15 protein-coding genes are annotated in these 16,430 nt (G+C 71.0%); 10 read left to right on the top strand and 5 right to left on the bottom strand.

Features of this window, described 5'->3' with window-relative positions; genetic code table 11:
* From GBZ26_RS16450 to GBZ26_RS16440, 3 genes are all read right to left on the bottom strand, one after another.
* The coding region (locus tag GBZ26_RS16450; RefSeq protein WP_247884826.1) for an acyl-CoA thioesterase at window positions 1-430 on the bottom strand (430 nt) is incomplete at its 3' end.
* A complete protein-coding gene (locus GBZ26_RS16445; protein WP_211104789.1) occupies window positions 427-1,482 on the bottom strand; it encodes a LysR substrate-binding domain-containing protein in 1,056 nt (351 codons plus the stop codon). The genes GBZ26_RS16450 and GBZ26_RS16445, both read right to left, overlap by 4 nt.
* Window positions 1,482-2,684: a CaiB/BaiF CoA transferase family protein gene (locus GBZ26_RS16440; RefSeq protein WP_174439754.1), complete on the bottom strand. Its 1,203-nt coding sequence runs from the start codon at window positions 2,682-2,684 to the stop codon at window positions 1,482-1,484. The genes GBZ26_RS16445 and GBZ26_RS16440 overlap by 1 nt, the downstream gene beginning before the upstream one ends.
* 443 nt (window positions 2,685-3,127) lie before the next feature.
* On the opposite strand from GBZ26_RS16440, the gene GBZ26_RS16435 reads away from it, so the two are divergent.
* The 10 genes from GBZ26_RS16435 (at window position 3,128) to GBZ26_RS16390 (ending at window position 13,856) form a co-directional block, all read left to right on the top strand.
* Window positions 3,128-4,294: an acetyl-CoA acetyltransferase gene (locus tag GBZ26_RS16435; RefSeq protein WP_200775580.1), complete on the top strand. Its 1,167-nt coding sequence runs from the start codon at window positions 3,128-3,130 to the stop codon at window positions 4,292-4,294.
* Between the two features lie 18 nt (window positions 4,295-4,312).
* Window positions 4,313-4,705 carry a Zn-ribbon domain-containing OB-fold protein gene (locus GBZ26_RS16430; RefSeq protein WP_247876322.1) on the top strand — a complete coding sequence of 131 codons (393 nt, stop codon included), beginning with the start codon at window positions 4,313-4,315 and terminating at the stop codon, window positions 4,703-4,705.
* Between the two features lie 12 nt (window positions 4,706-4,717).
* Complete coding sequence (locus tag GBZ26_RS16425; RefSeq protein ID WP_035680422.1) at window positions 4,718-5,167, top strand: MaoC family dehydratase; 450 nt, start codon at window positions 4,718-4,720, stop codon at window positions 5,165-5,167.
* Complete coding sequence (gene fabG / locus GBZ26_RS16420) at window positions 5,164-5,934, top strand: 3-oxoacyl-ACP reductase FabG (protein WP_174439753.1); 771 nt, start codon at window positions 5,164-5,166, stop codon at window positions 5,932-5,934. Before GBZ26_RS16425 ends, fabG begins: the two co-directional genes overlap by 4 nt.
* A gap of 68 nt (window positions 5,935-6,002) precedes the next feature.
* Window positions 6,003-7,058 carry an ABC transporter substrate-binding protein gene (locus tag GBZ26_RS16415; protein ID WP_119507954.1) on the top strand — a complete coding sequence of 352 codons (1,056 nt, stop codon included), beginning with the start codon at window positions 6,003-6,005 and terminating at the stop codon, window positions 7,056-7,058.
* Between the two features lie 177 nt (window positions 7,059-7,235).
* The gene (locus GBZ26_RS16410; protein WP_174439752.1) at window positions 7,236-9,029 is read left to right on the top strand and encodes an ABC transporter permease; all 1,794 of its coding nucleotides are present in this window, start codon (window positions 7,236-7,238) and stop codon (window positions 9,027-9,029) included.
* A complete protein-coding gene (locus GBZ26_RS16405) occupies window positions 9,026-10,105 on the top strand; it encodes an ABC transporter ATP-binding protein (protein WP_174439751.1) in 1,080 nt (359 codons plus the stop codon). The genes GBZ26_RS16410 and GBZ26_RS16405 overlap by 4 nt, the downstream gene beginning before the upstream one ends.
* Before the next feature lie 43 nt (window positions 10,106-10,148).
* Window positions 10,149-10,964, top strand: coding sequence for an enoyl-CoA hydratase (locus tag GBZ26_RS16400; protein ID WP_211104786.1), 816 nt, complete (start codon window positions 10,149-10,151; stop codon window positions 10,962-10,964).
* 91 nt (window positions 10,965-11,055) lie between these two features.
* The gene (locus GBZ26_RS16395) at window positions 11,056-12,636 is read left to right on the top strand and encodes a tetratricopeptide repeat-containing sulfotransferase family protein (protein WP_174439750.1); all 1,581 of its coding nucleotides are present in this window, start codon (window positions 11,056-11,058) and stop codon (window positions 12,634-12,636) included.
* A gap of 8 nt (window positions 12,637-12,644) precedes the next feature.
* Window positions 12,645-13,856 carry a glycosyltransferase family 9 protein gene (locus GBZ26_RS16390; protein ID WP_174439749.1) on the top strand — a complete coding sequence of 404 codons (1,212 nt, stop codon included), beginning with the start codon at window positions 12,645-12,647 and terminating at the stop codon, window positions 13,854-13,856.
* On the opposite strand, the gene GBZ26_RS16385 is transcribed toward GBZ26_RS16390, so the two are convergent.
* Both GBZ26_RS16385 and GBZ26_RS16380 read right to left on the bottom strand, forming a co-directional pair.
* On the bottom strand, window positions 13,825-14,349 hold the full coding sequence (locus tag GBZ26_RS16385; RefSeq protein WP_174439748.1) for an invasion associated locus B family protein: 525 nt from the start codon (window positions 14,347-14,349) through the stop codon (window positions 13,825-13,827). The two genes, GBZ26_RS16390 and GBZ26_RS16385, sit on opposite strands and share 32 nt — an antisense overlap.
* Window positions 14,350-14,354: 5 nt before the next feature.
* The coding region (locus GBZ26_RS16380) for an autotransporter family protein (protein WP_174439747.1) at window positions 14,355-16,430 on the bottom strand (2,076 nt) is incomplete at its 5' end.

Here is a 16,430-nt window from a genome sequence, read left to right as displayed (position 1 = left end):
TTACAGCAAAAAGCCGCAATACGAGTTCCCCTTTGTTCTCGGGGGCTGGGAATGGTGTAAAAGAACAGGGGACCACCGGTTTTCCCATGGTCGCCGCGACCGCCCCGTCGTCGGCCCGGCGGATCTCCAGCAGGCTCAGCAACCGCTTGTCATCGGCGTCGAGCAGCCGCAAGGCCACTTGCAAAGGCGTTCCGGCGCGCAGCTCACGCCGGTAATGCACCGCCACTTCGACGACGAACAGGCCGAACCCCTCGTCCCGCGTGTAGGTCTCGCCCAGCCCCCATTGCTCCATCAGGGCGTAGCCGACCTCGTCGAACAGGGCGACGTAGCGCACCATGTTCATGTGGCCGTAGAGGTCGATCCAGCTCTCGTCGACGGTGTGCACGCCGGACAGCAGAATGTCCGGCGGCAGGGCGTGGTCCTGGGTCATAGGGTGCCTTGGAGGGAAGAGGTCTGGTCCGGCGGGAAGACGCCGCGCAGCCATTGCCGGATGGCCGAGATGACCGGCGTGTTCCAGCGGTGGACCGGGGCGATGAAGTAATAGCCGCCGATGGTGACGTTGCTGTCCACCATCTCCACCAGCTCGCCGCTGGCCAGCGGCTCGGTCACCAGCAGGTCGCTGACCAGGGCCACGCCGCGCCCCAGCCGGGCCGCCTCGATGGTCAGATGCGCCTGCCACAGCCGGGGGCCGCGCAGCCGGGGGATGTCGGCGATGCCGGCCTCCTCCAGCCAGGCTTCCCACATGCCGGTGGACTGCTCGTGGATCAGCGGCAGGCCGACGAGGTCGGCGGGCGTGCGTACGTCGGGGTAGCGGGCCTTGAACTCCGGGCTGGCGATGGCGAGGATGCGCGGCCGCGCGAACATCTCCGAGCGCAGCCCGTCGGCGTCGGAGCCGCCGTCCTCCAGATACATGATCTCGGCGTCGGCCTCCTCCCGGCTGAAGTCGGGGCGGGTCGAAGTCGGCTGAAGGATCACCCCCCGCCCGGTCAGCGCCTCCCCCAGCTCCGGCAGGCGGGCGAGCAGGCAGCGCGAGGCCAGCCCGGCGAGGCAGCAGATGTGCACCGCCTCCATCCCGCCGTTGCGCAGCTCGTTGCTGGCCTCGCCGATCAGGTCGAAGGCGCGGCGGAGCTGGGCGGCGTAGCGGATGCCCTCGCGGGTCAGGGACAGGCCGCGCCCCGACTTCGCCACCAGCTTCACCCCCACCGCCTGTTCCAGATTCTGGATGTGGCGCGACACCACCGTGTGGGACACCGCCAGCTCGTCGGCGGCGGCCCGCACCGTGCCCTGCCGGGCGAAGATGTCGAAGGCGCGGAGCGCGAGAAGGGGCGGAAGGCGGCGCGCCATGCGGACCTTTGGGCTGTGGACGGAAGCCGGGGCGAGGCTGGGAGCGATCCCGGCGGCAGTATGGACCAATTCCGCCAGCACCGCACGCGCCCCTTCGCCCGCCGCCACCCGCCGCTCTCCTCCCGCGCCGCCGGCCATCACACCACCGCGTCGCGACGGAAGGCGCCGATCTCGTCGGGGCTGAAGCCGAGATCCGACAGGATGGCGTCGGTGTGCTCGCCCAGCCGCGGCGCCGGGCTTTCGGCCGGCAGCGGGGCCTCCGGCATGGTGATCGGCACGGCGGCGAAACGCTTGCCCGAGCCTTCCGGCACCTCCACGACCATCTTGCGGTGGACAACCTGGGGATCGTTCAGCGCGTCCGGCACGCTGTTGATCGGGCTGGCCGGGACGTCGGCGTCCTCCATGGCGTCCAGCCAGGCGTCGCGCCCGCGGGTGAGGAAGACCTCCCGGAGCAGCGGCTCCAGCTCCGCATGGTTGGCGTTGCGGGCGGAGCCGGTGGGGAAGCGCGGGTCGGACAGCAGATGCTCCAGCCCCATGGCGCGGCACATCCGGTCCCACTGCTCGTTGGTGTCGACGCAGATGGCGATGGGCTTGTCGGCGGTGGGGAAGGCCTGGAAAGGGGCGATCAGCGGGTGGCGGCTGCCCAGCGCCCGCGGCGTCTCCCCGGCGTTCAGGAAGCGGGCGATGGCGTTCTCCATCAGGGCGAGCTGGCAATCCAGCATCGCCACGTCGATGAAGCTGCCCTCGCCGGTGGCCGTCCGCTTCTGCAGGGCGGCGAGGATGCCGACGGCGGCGAACAGGCTCGACCCGATGTCGCCGATCGACGCGCCGACCCGGCAGGGATCGCCGCCCGGCTCGCCGGTGATGCTCATCATCCCGGACATCGCCTGGGCCACCACGTCGAAGCAGGGCCGGTGGCGGTAGGGGCCGTCCTGCCCGAAGCCGGAGATCGAGGCGTAGACCAGCCGCGGATTGACCGCCTTCAGATCGGTGTAGCCCAGCCCCAGCCGGTCCATCGCCCCGGCCCGGTTGTTCTCCACCAGCACGTCGCAGGTGGCGACGATCTTCTTGAAAATCTCCTTCCCCTTTTCCTCCTTCAAGTTGAGCGTCAGACTCCGCTTGTTGCGGTTGACGCTGAGGAAGTAAATGCTTTCCTCCTCGCTGAAGGGGGCAATGATGCGGGTGAAATCACCCTTGCCGGGACGCTCGACCTTGATGACCTCCGCCCCCAGCGCGCCGAGCAGCCACGTGCTGTAGGGGCCGGCCAACATGTGCGTGAGATCGACCACGCGCACGCCGGCCAGGGGGCCTTCGCGGCGTTGCGTATCGGTGTTGAGCATGCATGATCCTTCGGATGGCCGGACGCCGCGCAGGCGGTCCGGGCGGGGCCGCGCACCCGGCTGGAAACCGGTCCGGTCCAGGGCGGCGGCGGGAATGCGACACCCAAAGGCTTGCGCCATGGCGGCCGGAAAACAATCGCTTAGTTTGGCCCAATCCGGTGCATGGAAGGCACCGTTCCACGGATTTGCCGGAGGTGACATTGGTGCGTTCCGTGCACCGGACCGCATCGTTTTTTCTGCTTGTGACACGAACTGTGTCCGGTAGTCTTGATCTTGCCGGGAGCGGATCGGCCTGATCGAAATCTCTGCTGGCCATCGGATAGTCTTTATGATTTCCGAGACGGGCGGCCTCTTTACTCTCATCGCCTGTCCATTGAAGCCGCTCGGCGCGCGTCGCGGCAGCGATGCGCGGCCTTCCACAACCAGGAAAGGACAACCCGCGCGTGATCGATCTTTCGGGAAAGGCGGCCATCGCCGGCGTTTTTGAATCGCCCCGCCGGGATGCGCCGCGCGTCCACCCCTTCGCCCTTCAGATGGAATGCATCCTCGGCGCGCTGGATGACGCCGGGCTGACGCTGAAGGACGTGGACGGGCTGTGCGCGGCCTCCGGCGACTGGGCCGAGGGCGGCAGCACCATGGATGTGGTCGAACTGGCCGAATACATCGGGATCGCGCCGACCTACGTGAACAGCACCGACGTCGGCGGCTGCTCCTACATCCTCCAGGCCGGGCAGGCGGCGGCGGCCATCGCCACCGGGCTGGCCGAGGTGGTGGTCATCAGCTACGCGGCCTGCCCGCGCTGGTGGCCGCTGAGCAGCCCGTCCTTCGACCCCTTCGTCTTCCCCGCCGGTCCCGGCCAGTATGAGATTCCCTACGCGCCGACGCTGATTTCGACCTACGGCCTGTTCGCCCGTCGCCATATGGACCTGTATGGCACCACACCGGAACAGCTTGCCCAGGTGGCCGTGACCTTCCGCGAGCACGCCGCGAAGAACCCCGACGCCCGGCTGCGCAAGCCGATCACGGTGGACGACGTGCTGGCCTCGCCGATGATCGCGTCGCCGCTGCACCGGCTGGACTGCTGCGTGGTGACCGACGGCGGCGGCGCCGTGGTGATGACCAGCCGGGAGCGGGCGCGCGACCTGAAGAAGCCGCCGGTCCATCTGGTGGGTTACGGGGCCGCCGTGGCGCGCACCCAGAACAGCCAGATTCCCGACGACCTGACCACCCCGGCGGCGCTGTCCGGCCCGCGCGCCTTCGCCATGGCGGGGCTGACCCCCGGCGAGATCGACGTGGCGCAGATCTACGACGCCTTTACCATCACGCCGATGCTGGCGCTGGAGGATCTGGGCTTCTGCGGGCGCGGGGAGAGTGGCGCCTTCGTGGCGGACGGCAACCTGACGCTGGGCGGCAGCCTGCCGACCAACACCGACGGCGGCGGCCTGTCGTCCAACCATCCCGGCAAGCGCGGCATCTTCACCCTGATCGAGAGCGTCCGCCAGCTCCGCGGCGAGGGGCCGGGCGTTCAGGTGCCCGACGCCCGCATCGCCCTGGCCCATGGGCTGGGCGGCACCTTCTGCTCCGCCGCCACCGCCATCCTTGCCCGGTAAGGTGTCCCGATGACTGTCATGACCATCCCGCCGGTCCAGGACGAGACCTCCGCCCCCTTCTGGGAGGCGGCGCGCGAGGGGCGCTTCCTGATCCAGCGCTGCCCGGAGACCGGGCGGTTCCAGTGGTACCCGCGCGCCCATTCCATCCACGCCCCGCACGCCCGCCCGGAGTGGGTCGAGGCGAGCGGGCGCGGCGAGCTGCTGACCTATTCGGTCGTCCACCGCGGCAACCAGCGGGGCGATCCTTACGTCTGCGCCCTGATCCGGCTGGAGGAGGGCGTCACCGTCTTCTCCCGCGTCGAGGGGGTGGCGGAGGCCGATCTGCGGGCCGGGCTGCCGCTTGCCGTGGCCTTCCACCAGCTCGACGAGACCACCAGCCTCCCCGTGTTCCGCCCGCGGACTCCCGACTGAGGGTGCCTTAGAATGACCGCCATCCATCTCGACGACATCAAGCCGGGCGACCAAACGCGCTCGTCGCGCGTTACCGTCACCGAGGCGCACATCGTCTGGTTCGCCGGGCTGACCGGCGACTTCAACCCGCTGCACATGGACGCCGAGGCCGCCAAGGCCAACGGCTTCGGGCGGACCATCGCCCACGGCATGCTGACCCACTCGCTCAGCACCGGCCTGCGCTCCGCCATCGACGACTGGGCGATCCTCGCCTTCCTGGAGACGCGCCGCCGCTTCGTCGGGCCGGTCTTCGCCGGCGACACCGTGCATTACGAGGCGGAGGTGGCGGAGGTCCGTCCCAGCGCCTCCAAGCCCGACCGCGGCATCGTCCGCGTCGCCATCACCGTGAAGAACCAGCGCGGCGAGACCGTGCAGGAGGGCGAGGACGTGCTCTCCATCGCCCGCAAGGAGGCGCAGGCATGAATGCCGCCACCCACCATTCCCGCCGTCTCACCGGCCGTGTCGCCTTCGTCACCGGCGGCGGCGGCGGCATCGGGCGCGCCGTCTGCGAGCGGCTGGCCGCGGAAGGGGCGGCGGTCGTCGTCGCCGACATCGGGGGCGAGGCCGCCGAGAGTGTCGCCGCCGCGCTGCGCGCCGACGGGGCTCAGGCCCACGCCACCGCGCTGAACGTCGCCGACCGGGAAAGCTGGGGCGCCGCCGTGACCGGCCTGCCCGAGGCCTTCGGGGGCGTGGACATCATGGTGAACGTCGCCGGCATCGTCCGCGACCGCTCGCTGCCCAAGATGACCGACGCGGAATGGAGCGCCGTCATCGACGTGAACCTGCGCGGCACGTGGCTGGGCTGCCAGACGGCCTTCCGGCTGGTCGGCGACCGCGGCTGGGGGCGCATCGTCAACATCGCCTCCACGGCGATTCTGGGGACCTTCGGGCAGGCCAACTACTCCGCCTCCAAGGCCGGGGTGGTCGGGCTGACCCGCACCGCCGCCCTGGAAGGGGCGCGGCGCGGCATCCTGGTCAACGCCGTCGCTCCGGGCGTCGTGGAAACCGCCATCGTCGAGGGCGTGCCCGACGCGGTGCGCTCGCAATGGCTGGAAAAGACACCCATCGGACGCCTGGGCAAGCCGGCGGAGATCGCCGCCGTCGTCGCCTTCCTGGCGTCCGACGACGCGGCCTACGTCACCGGCCAGACCATCGTCGCCGACGGTGGGGCGACCACCGGCGATTACTGATTTCCGCTCACGAACGAAGAACGACGCCGAAACGGCGGAACCGCAACAACAAGACAGGGATTGGCAACATGATGGAATTCTCGCGCCGCCGCCTTCTCCAGACCGGCGGCCTCGTCGGCACCGCCCTGGTGACCGGCGGTCTGGCCGGCACCGCCTTCTCGCGCATCGCGTCGGCGGCGGACGATCCGCTCTACGCCGCCGCCAAGAAGGAAGGCGCCCTGACCCTCTACTGGGGCTCCTACGAGCAGCAGACGATGGAGGCGATCCGCGACGCCTTCAAGGCCAAGTATCCGGGCATCGAGGTCAACCTGCTCCGCCAGGCCTCGCAGACCGTCTACACCCGCCTGCGCATGGAGTTGCAGAGCGGCGTCCACGAGTGCGACTCGCTGGGCACCACCAACATGCTGCACTACACGGAACTGAAGAAGATCGGCGCGCTGGCGCCCTTCGAGCCGGTGGACGGCGTGCACATTCCGGACGCCTTCCGCAACCTCGACCCCGACAAGATGTTCCATGTCGGCGCCATCAGCCTGACCAGCATCAACTACGCGCCGGGCAAGGTTCAGTCCCCGCCGCAGAGCTGGCAGGCGCTGCTGGAGGACCAGTGGCAGGGCAAGATCACCACCGGCAGCCCGGCCTTCTCCGGCGACGTGGCGAACTGGGTGGTCGCCATCCGCCGCAAGTACGGCGACGATTTCCTGCGCGCCTTCGGCAAGCAGAAGCCGAAGGTCGGCCAGTCCAACGTCGACACCGTGACCGACATCCTGGCCGGTGAGCGCGTCGTCGGCTCCGGTGCACCCTTCAGCTACACGCTGACCCAGAAGGCCGCCGGCAACCCCATCGACGTGGTGGCGCCGTCCGACGACGCCATCCTGAACCTGGGCGTCACCGGCATCCTGGCGAAGGCCCCGCACCCGAACGCCGCCCGGCTGTTCACCAACTTCCTCTATTCCACGGAGGTGTCGATGATCCTCCAGAAGAACTACTGGCCGACGCTGCGCAAGGACGTGCCCTGGGCGGAGGGGCGGTCGCTCGACCAGTTGAAGTGGTACCGCAACACCGGCGACGACCTCGGCCCGGAGGTCGCGGAAGGCATCGCCAAGTGGAAGGAACTGGTGCGCTGACCGCTGATTCCCTCTCCCCTCCGGGGAGAGGGAAGGGGCCCACGCGAAGCGTGGGAAGGGTGAGGGTGCCGGCGATGGGACCATATGTGATCCTTGGCCGTACCCTCACCCGCCCGCTTCGCGGGCACCCTCTCCCGGGACGGGAGAGGGTTCTGATGGACAATGGAGGCGGACCCTATGGGGGTCATTTCAACGGACAGCCCAGACAGCGCAGCCGCGGCGACCGCGCGCCCGGCGATGGCCCGCGTGCCGCTCGCCAGGACCCTGGTCTTCGGCGCCGTCGCCCTTCTTCTCTTCCTGCTGGTGGTTCTGCCCTTCGGCTGGGTTCTCAACAACAGCTTTCACGACGACCTGACCGGCGCCTGGACGCTTGGCAACTACGCGCGGATCTTCCAGTCGGCGGACCTGCTGGAGCCGCTGTTCAATTCGCTGCTCCTCGCCGTGGCGACCGCGGTGATCGCCGTCGGCATCGGCGTGCCGCTGGCCTGGCTGGTGTCGCGGACCGACCTGCCGTTCCGCCGCACCATCCGCGTGCTGACGCTGACCGCCTTCGTCACCCCGTCCTTCATCGGGGCGACCGGCTGGATTCTGCTGGCGGCCCCCAACTCCGGCTGGCTGAACGCGCTGTGGCGCTCGCTCGCCGGGGCGGAGGCGGGGCCGCTGCTGAACATCTACTCGATGACCGGGGCGATCTTCATCTGCGGCATCTACACCGTCCCCTACAGCTTCACCATGGTGTCGAGCGCGCTCGACGAGATGGCCGTGGAGCTTGAGGACGCCGCCGCCACGCTGGGCTCGGGCACGCTGCGCACCATGCTCAGCATCACCATCCCGCTGGTCACCCCGGCGGTGATCGCCAGCTTCATCCTGTCCTTTATCCAGGGGCTGACGCTGTTCGGCGTCCCGGCCTTCCTGCTGACGCCGACCGGCATCCCGGTGGTGACGACCAAGCTGGCCGAGTTCTACCAGCTCTTCCCACCGGAAATCTACATGGCGGCGGCCTACTGCATGCCGCTGCTGCTGGTCACCGCCATGCTGTTCTGGATGCGCCGCCGCATCCTGGGCCGCAAGCAGTTCGTCACCATCTCCGGCAAGAGCCGGGCGGGGCGGCGGATCGCGCTCGGTGCCGCCCGCTGGCCGGCCTTCGCCGCGGCGCTTCTGTTGCCGCTGGTCTCGGTGTTCCTGCCCTACGCGGCGCTGCTGCTGGTGTCGCTGACCCGCGCCTGGGGCCAGGGCCTGTCGTGGGAGAACCTGTCGCTGCACTGGTACTGGTGGGCGCTGTTCGGCAACTCGGAGACGCACACCGCCATCGTCAATTCGCTGCTGTTCTCGACGTTCGCCGCGACGCTGTGCGTGATGCTCGGCACCGTCGTCGCCTACATCGTCGAGCGGCGGATGGTGTTCGGCGCCAGCCTGTTCGGCGCGGTGACGACCGTCCCCATCATCATCCCCGGCATCGTCATGTCGGTTGGCTTCTTCGCCGCCTACACGCGCGCGCCGCTGAACCTCTACGGCACGCCGCTTCTGCTGGTGGCCGCCTTCGCGGCGACCTTCCTGCCCATCGCCTACGCCCATGGCGGGTCGATCCTCAAGGGCATCGGGCCGGAGCTGGAGCGCGCCGCCCGCAGCCTGGGCGCGGGGGAGGGGCGGACCTTCCTGTCCATCACCATCCCGCTGATGGGCGGCGGGCTCCTGTCGGGCTGGTTCCTGGTCTTCATCCCGATCATCCGCGAGCTGTCGGTGGCGGTCTTCCTCATCACGCCCAAGACCAACGTGATGACCACCCTGATCTACAACGCCAAGGACGGCGGCAACTACGAGGCCGTCTGCGCCATGAGCGTCCTTCTCCTCCTCATCACGCTGGCGCTGGTGGCCGCCGCCGGTCCCCTGACGCGCCTGACCACCGTGCGCCGCACCTCTCGCAAATCCGGTCGCAAAACCGCCCCGGCGGAAGGAGTTCTCCCCACATGAGCGGGATCCGCATCAAGAACCTCCGCAAGTCCTTCGGCTCCTACACCGCGCTGCACGGCATCGACCTCCAGGTCCCCAACGGCACGCTGCTGGCCCTGCTCGGCCCGTCGGGCTGCGGCAAGTCCACGACTCTCCAGCTCCTCGCCGGGTTCGAGGCGCCGACCGAGGGCGAGATCTGGGCCGACGACGTGCTGCTGTCCTCGGCGCGCGGCGTGCTGCCGCCGGAGAAGCGCGGCATCTCCCTGGTCTTCCAGAACTACGCGGTGTGGCCGCACAAGACGGTGGCGGAGAATGTGGCCTTCGGCCTTGCCATCCGCCGCCTGCCCAAGGCGGAGATCGCCGAGCGGCTGGACCGCACGCTGCGCACTGTCCGGCTGGAGGCGCTGCGCGACCGCTACCCGTCGGAGCTGTCGGGCGGCCAGCAGCAGCGCGTGGCGCTGGCCCGCGCGCTGGCCGTGGAACCGCGTATCCTCCTGCTCGACGAGCCGCTGTCCAACCTCGACGCCCATCTGCGCGAGGAGATGCGGTTCGAGATCCGGCAGGTCCACGACCTGCTGGGGCTGACCACCGTCTATGTCACCCACGACCAGTCGGAGGCGCTGGTCACCGCCGACCGCATCGCCGTCATGAAGTCGGGCCACCTCCAGCAGCTCGGCTCGCCGGAGGACATCTTCGAGCGGCCGTCCAACGCCTTCGTCGCCACCTTCATCGGCGCCAACAACGAGCTGGCCGGGACCAGCGAGGGCAATGGCGCCATCCGCGTCGGCGGCCATGTGCTGACCGCGCCCGACCGCAGCGGGGCGGCGCATGGCGGGACAGTGTCGCTGTGCGTGCGGCCCTCCCAGGTCCGGCTGTTCGGCGCTGACCAAGCGCCGGATGCCGAGGGCTGCAACGTGCTGTCCGGCACGGTCCAGCGCTCCGCCTATCTGGGCGAATACCGCGACGTGCTGGTGGATCTTGGGGGCGGGCGGACGCTGCGCGCCTTCATCCCGCCCGCGCAGAGCTTTGCTCCGGGCAGCGTGGTGACGGCGCTTCTTCCCATCGGCTCCTGCCAGATCCTCGGGCCGGCGGCCTGATCGCAGCCTGATCCACCGGCCCAATCCAAGAGAGTTCCGAACGATGACCATCGCCACGACCGGCGAGGCCGAAGCCTTGCCCGAAATCCTGACCGAGCGGCGCGGCGCCGTCCAGTGGGTGATCTTCAACCGGCCCAAGGCGCGCAACGCCATCACCCCCTGGATGGAGGACCGGCTGATCGAAATCTGCCGGGAGGTCGATGCCGACCCGGCGGTGAAGGCCCTGGTGCTGACCGGTGCCGCCGGCGACAAGCCCGCCTTCATGGCCGGCGCCGACCTGTCTTGCCTGCAGAGCGTCAAGACGCCGGAGGACTACACGATCCTGGAGGACCGCGCGGAGACCGCGGCGATGGCGCTGGAGGCGGTGCGCGTACCCACCATCGCCGCCCTGGCCGGTGCCTGCGTGGGGGAGGGGGCTCTGCTCGCCGCCTGCTGCGACGTGCGCCTCGCCACGCCGTCGGTGCGCTTCGGCTTTCCCATCGCCCGCACCGTCGGCAACTGCCTGAGCATCAAGAACCTCGCCCGGCTGGCCGCCATTCTCGGCACCGCGCGGACCAAGGAGATGATCTTCAGCGCCCGCCTGCTGAGCGCCGACGAGCTGTCCGGCGCCGGCGCCCTGCGCGGCGTCGTTGCGGACGACGACCTCGCCGAGCGCACCCAGGAGCTGGCCGAGGAACTGGCGGGCCTCGCCCCGCTGACCCTGTGGACGACGCGTGAGGCCCTGCGCCGCTGGCGCGACCATGGGCTGCCGGCGGACGGCGATGCCGACCTGCTGCGCCTCTGCTACCTCTCCGCCGACTATCAGGAGGGCATCGCGGCCTTCCTGGAGAAGCGCCGCCCGGTCTGGGTGGGGCGGTAGGGACGGCCTTGCCGCCATCCACACCCTTCACTATCCTGGCGCCGCATCACGCGCCCATGCGGGCGTTCAGCCGCCATGGGACCCGCCTGTCATGCCGACCACGCCCGACGACCTTCCGAGCGGCGCCCCCGACGTTGCGGCGCTGGAGCGGCGGTTGCGGGCCGCCCCCGACGATCTCGGGACGACGCAGGAGCTGGCCGGGCTGCTGTTCCAGGCGGGCCGCGCGGCCGGGGCCGAGCCTCATGCCCGCAACGCGGTCCGGTTGGCGCCCGAGGATGCGCGCTCCCACACGCTGATGGCGCTGGTGCTGGCCGACACCGACCGGCCCCAGGCCGCCGAGTTCCATTACCGCCGGGCGTTGGCCCTGGCACCGCCGGACTCCGCGACGGTCGCCAACCTGGCCTGGAGCCTGACCCAGCAGGGCCGGCTGGAGGAGGCGCGGCGGACCTACCGCCGGGCCGCGGCGCTGCACCCGTCCATCGCCCTGACGTGGCACGGCTGGGCGCAGACCGAGGACGCCGCCCGCGATCTTCCCGCCGCGCAGCGGCTGGTGGACCGCGCCCGGCGTCTCGACCCCGGCCACCGTGGTGCCGACACCTTCGCGGCGGCCCTGCTGGCCCGCCAGGGGGACAGAGAACGGGCGCTCGCCGTCCTGGATGAGTCGGCCGCCCGTCATGGCGGCGCCGACCCCGACGCGCTGCTGGAGACGGGGCGCATCCTCGACCGGCTGGGCCGCCACGACGAGGCCTTCGCCGCCTTCGCCGCCGGCAAGGCGCTGCTGCGGCAGGCTGGGCGCCGTTACGACGAGGCGGCGGCGGTAGACCCCATCGCCCGCCTTGCCCCCTTCTTTGTGGCGCCGCGCCTGCGCCTGATGCCGCGGCCCGCCACGCCCGCCGCCGGGCCGCAGCCGGTCTTCATCGCGGGTGCTCCGCGCTCCGGCACCACGCTGGTCGAGCAGATCCTGTCCAGCCATCCCGCCATCGCCGCGGGGGACGAGCTGCCCTCGCTTGGCGCCGTGGTGCGGGCGCTGCCGCAGACGCTGGGCAGTCCGCTCGGCTATCCCGAAGCGCTGTCGGAGCTGTGGCTGGGCGACCAGCGTGACGGATTGGAGCGACTGCGCGACACCTACCTCCGCCACGCCCGCAAGCTGGTTCCGGCCAAGCCCGGCCACACGCTGTTCACCGACAAGATGCCCTTCAACGAGACGCATCTCGGCCTGATCGCGCTGATGTTCCCCTCAGCGCCGGTCGTGCATGTGCTGCGCCATCCGCTGGACGTGGTGCTGTCGATGTTGGGCACCAACCTGACCCACGGCTTCCACTGCGCCAACGCTGTCGAGACGGCGGCCCGCCACGTCCTGCGGGTGTTCGATCTGGTCGAGCATTACCGGCGGGAGATGCCGCTGCGCTACCTGCCGCTGCGCTACGAGGACTTGGTGCGGGAGCCGGAACCGGCGGTGCGGCGCTTGCTGGGCTTTCTCGGGCTGGGCTTCGACCGCCGTTGCCTGCGCTTCGAGGAAAACCGGCGCCACGCCCGCACGCCCAGCCACGCCCAGGTCGCGGAGAAACTCTACAGCCGCTCCGTCGGCCGCTACCGCGCCTACAGCGCCCATCTGAAGCCGGCGATCCCGATCCTGGAGCCGGTCATTCATGGGCTGGGCTACAGACTGTAGCCGCCGCCATGCCCCCATGGACCCCATCCGACAGTGACCTGTGCGAGATCCATCGCCGCGAAGGCCGGTTGGACGAGGCTGCCGTTCATGGCCGCCGCGCCGTCACGCTTGATCCCGCCGATGCGGCGGGCTGGTACAATCTGGGCTTGGCTCTCTACGACCGGCTGGAGGTCGCGGCGTCCATCGCCTGCGAGCGGCGGGCCGTCCGCCTCCGCCCGGACGTGCCGGGGCCGCATTTCGAATTGGCCGAGGGGCTGTTGCTCTCCGGACAGTGGGAGGAAGGCTGGCGGGAGTATGAATGGCGCTGGCGCCTTCCCGGCGTGCCGCCGCTGGTCCCGCCCGCCGTTCTGGAGTGGCATGGGCGCACCGCCGCACGGCCCTGGGACGGCCGCCCCTTGCCCGACGGCACGCTGCTGCTGGTTGCCGACCAGGGCTTCGGCGACACCATCCAGTTCGCGCGCTACCTGCCGATGGCGGCCGCGCTCTGCCCGAATCTCGTGGTCGCCTGCAGCCTGGACATGCTTCCAGTGATCCGTGCGCTTCCCTACGGGCACCGGACCGTCACCGCCTGGGAGGAGGCGCCGCCCTTCGCCGCCTATGCCGCGCTGTCCAGCCTGCCGGGGCTGTTCGGCACGAGGCCGGACACGATACCGGCGCCGCTCCCCGGCCTACGGGCCGAGCCGGAGCGGGTGGAGCGCTGGGTGGAACGCCTGGACGGGCTGCTGCCCCGCGGCTACCGCCGCGTCGGGCTGGTGTGGGCGGGGCGCCCGACCCACGGCAACGACCGCAACCGCTCCCTGACGCTCGCGCGGCTGGCGCCGTTCTTCGCGTTGGAAAAGACTGTGCTGGTGTCGCTCCAGAAGGGGCCGGCGCAGGCCGAGGCGGCCCGCTACTACGGCGCCGCACCGCTGGTCGATCTGGGGCCGGAGCTGGAGAGTTTCGCCGACACCATGGCGGTGCTGGGGCAACTCGACCATGTTGTCTGCGTGGACACGGCGGTCGCCCATCTGGCCGGGGCGATGGGGCGCCCGACCGCGGTGCTTCTGCCTTACGCGCCGGACTGGCGCTGGCTGCTGGGCCGCAGCGACACGCTCTGGTACCCCACGGTCACGCTGCACCGGCAGCCGGCACCCACTCGGTGGGACGAGGCCATCCGCGGCGCCGTCGCCGCGGTGACCGGAAGCAAATTCAGGGCTTCAGGGCGGCCAAGCCGTCGGTGATCCCCTTGGTGGAGAGCGGGAAGGCCACCGCCTGCGTCCCGCCGTAAGGGCGGACGGCGATCTGCGCGCCCTTTGAGCGGCGCAGCGCGGTCAGGGTCGCCTCGTCCATCGGGGCGTTGGCGAGGCAGCCATCCTGGATGCACTGCTGGTAGGTCAGCGGCAGCGGCTTGCCGTCGTCGATGGTCAGGGCCGCCCCGGCGCGCAGATCGACGCCCAGCGGCAGGATGACGACCATCACCCCCTTGCCGTCCGGGGCGAAATAGCCCACCGACGCCTTGAGGATGCGGGTCGCCTGCTTGGCCTCCTTGTTCTCCATCACACGGGTCTGCGAGAGGAAGCAGCGCGGCTTGCCGTCGGGGGGCGTCTCGCATTCGGTCTGCCAGTCGCCGAAGGTCTTGCCCGGCTCCACCGCACCGGCGGGCGCCCCGCCTGCAAGGAGGAGGGGGAGCGCCGCCAGCGCCCCCGTGATGATGGCCTTGCGCATCGCCGTCATGGTCCTCACAGCTTCCACTTCAGGCCGGCGGTCGCCGACACCGTGTTCTCGCGGGCGCGGATCGCGTCCTGGACGCCGATGGTCGCGGTCAGCCGGTCGTCCAGAGCCACGCCCAGCCCGGCGCCGATCACCAAGGCGTCGCGGCCCGGCTTGCTGGCGTCGGCGGTGAAGGCAACACCCCCCAGCCGGTTGGTGGTGGAGGCCGTGGCGTCGGCGAAGTCATGTTCCCATGCCAGGGCGGCGTTGGGCAGCAGGCGCCAGCCGCCCACCGTCACGCTGGTGCCGGCGCGCACGCCGACCGCGCTGCGCAGGCTGGTCCAGCCCGCCGCCTCGACGTCCAGCGCCACGCCGCCGCCGGACTCGCGGAACGCCTCGCGGGTGATGCGGTCGAAGCGCAGGCCGGCCCGCGGTTCGATCCAGGCGCTGTTCGACCCGGCGAAGGCCATGCGGTGCCCGGCGGCGATCTCCATCGAGAAATCGTGACCGTCCGCGCTGCCGCTGGCGCCCTGGCCCAGCGTGCCGAAGGCGATGCCGCGCGAGGCGTCGTAGTTGGCGTAGCCGTAGCCGACGGCGCCCTCGACATAGGGGCTGTCCGCCGTGCCGCGCAGGTTCCAGGAGCCGTAGAGCGTCGCCTGGTAGCTGTCTACGTCGGCCTTGCCCAGCCCGTCGCGCGAGGTGACGCGGTTGCGCAGGTAGCCGAGCGCCACGCCGCCGCTCACGCCGTTCTCGTAGCTGTGGTCGGCGCCCAGCAGGAAGCCGCCGATCCGCTCGGTGGTGCCGGCGGCGTTGCCGTCCGAGCCGGTCCGGCTGTAGGCCGCCAGCGGCTGGCCCCACACGCCGCCCGACCCACGGCTCTCGCCCGTTTCGCCGACGGCGAGCGTGCCGTTGCCGTTGCCGGCCAGCCGGACGCCCGAGGAGGATGCCTCGCCGCCGCGCAGCGCCGACAGTCGACCTTCCACCGCGCTGCCGAACAGGCGGCGGCTGGTGCGGTCGGCGGCCAGCGTGTCGGCGTGCAGCTTGCCCGAGAGCTGGTCGAGCGCCCCGGCGATGCCGCTGCCCGGCAGGCCGTAGAGTCCGCCGAACAGCGGGGCGGCGACGCCCTCCAGCCGCGCCCCGGCGGCCGGGCGCAGCGCGTCCACCGCCGCGCCGGCGGCCCGCTGGTTGCGGGTGCCGCCGCGGACGGCGTAGTTGGTCGGCGTGACCACCAGCCGGACTGTGGTGGCGTCGTACAGCGTGTCGAAGCGGGTGCCGGCCTCCAGCCCCGCCGCCGGTTGCGTCACCGCGGCGAAGCCGCCCGCCACGCCGCCGTCCGCCTGGACGATGGTGAAGCTCTGCCCCAGCGTGGCGGTATAGGCGTTGGTCGCATCGCCGCTGATGCCGCGCAGCACCGGAGCCAGCGTGCCGGCGGCGGTGAAGGACGCCCCCTGCACCCGGACCTGGTCGTGGCGGCCGGCGCCGAAGCCGGCGGTCGGGCCGTCGATCTCGGCGTTCAGGACGCTGGTGCCGGTCAGAGTCACCGCGGACTGGAAGGTCAGCACGCCGGGCGAGTTGCCGGGCGACACGGTGCCGGCCAGCGTGGCCGGGCCGCGGACGGTGCCGCCGCCGCTGAAGGTCGAACCAGCGCTGGTGGTCAGCGAGCCGGAGACCACGCCGTTCACGGTCGCCGAACCGCCGTTCCCCACATTGACCGCGCCGGTGATGCCGGTGGCCGCCACGGTGACGGTGCCGTCGCCCACCGTGACCGGGGCCATGACGGCGCCGGCCAGGGTGGCGCTGCCGCCGGAGGTTACGGTGACCGCGCCGTTGACCGCGCCATAGGCGGCGACGGTCAGGGTGCCGCCATCCACCGCCAGCGTGCCGCCGACGCCGCCGCCCTCGACGACGGTCATGGCGCCGCCATGGGCCACCGTCACCGGGACGGCCACGACGCCGCCGACCGTGGCGCTGCCGCCGTTGTTCAGGGCCAGCGTGCCGCCCGCAACCACGCCGCTCCTGGCGACGGTCAGGGCCGCGCCGTCGCCCACCGACAGGCCGCCGGCGTTGGCGAGCTGGCCGGAGACGACCACGGTGCCGGGGCCGGA

Source organism: Azospirillum formosense (genome assembly GCF_013340925.1).
Classification (GTDB): Bacteria; Pseudomonadota; Alphaproteobacteria; order Azospirillales; family Azospirillaceae; genus Azospirillum; species Azospirillum formosense.
This window is presented reverse-complemented; position numbering and strand designations above follow the sequence as displayed.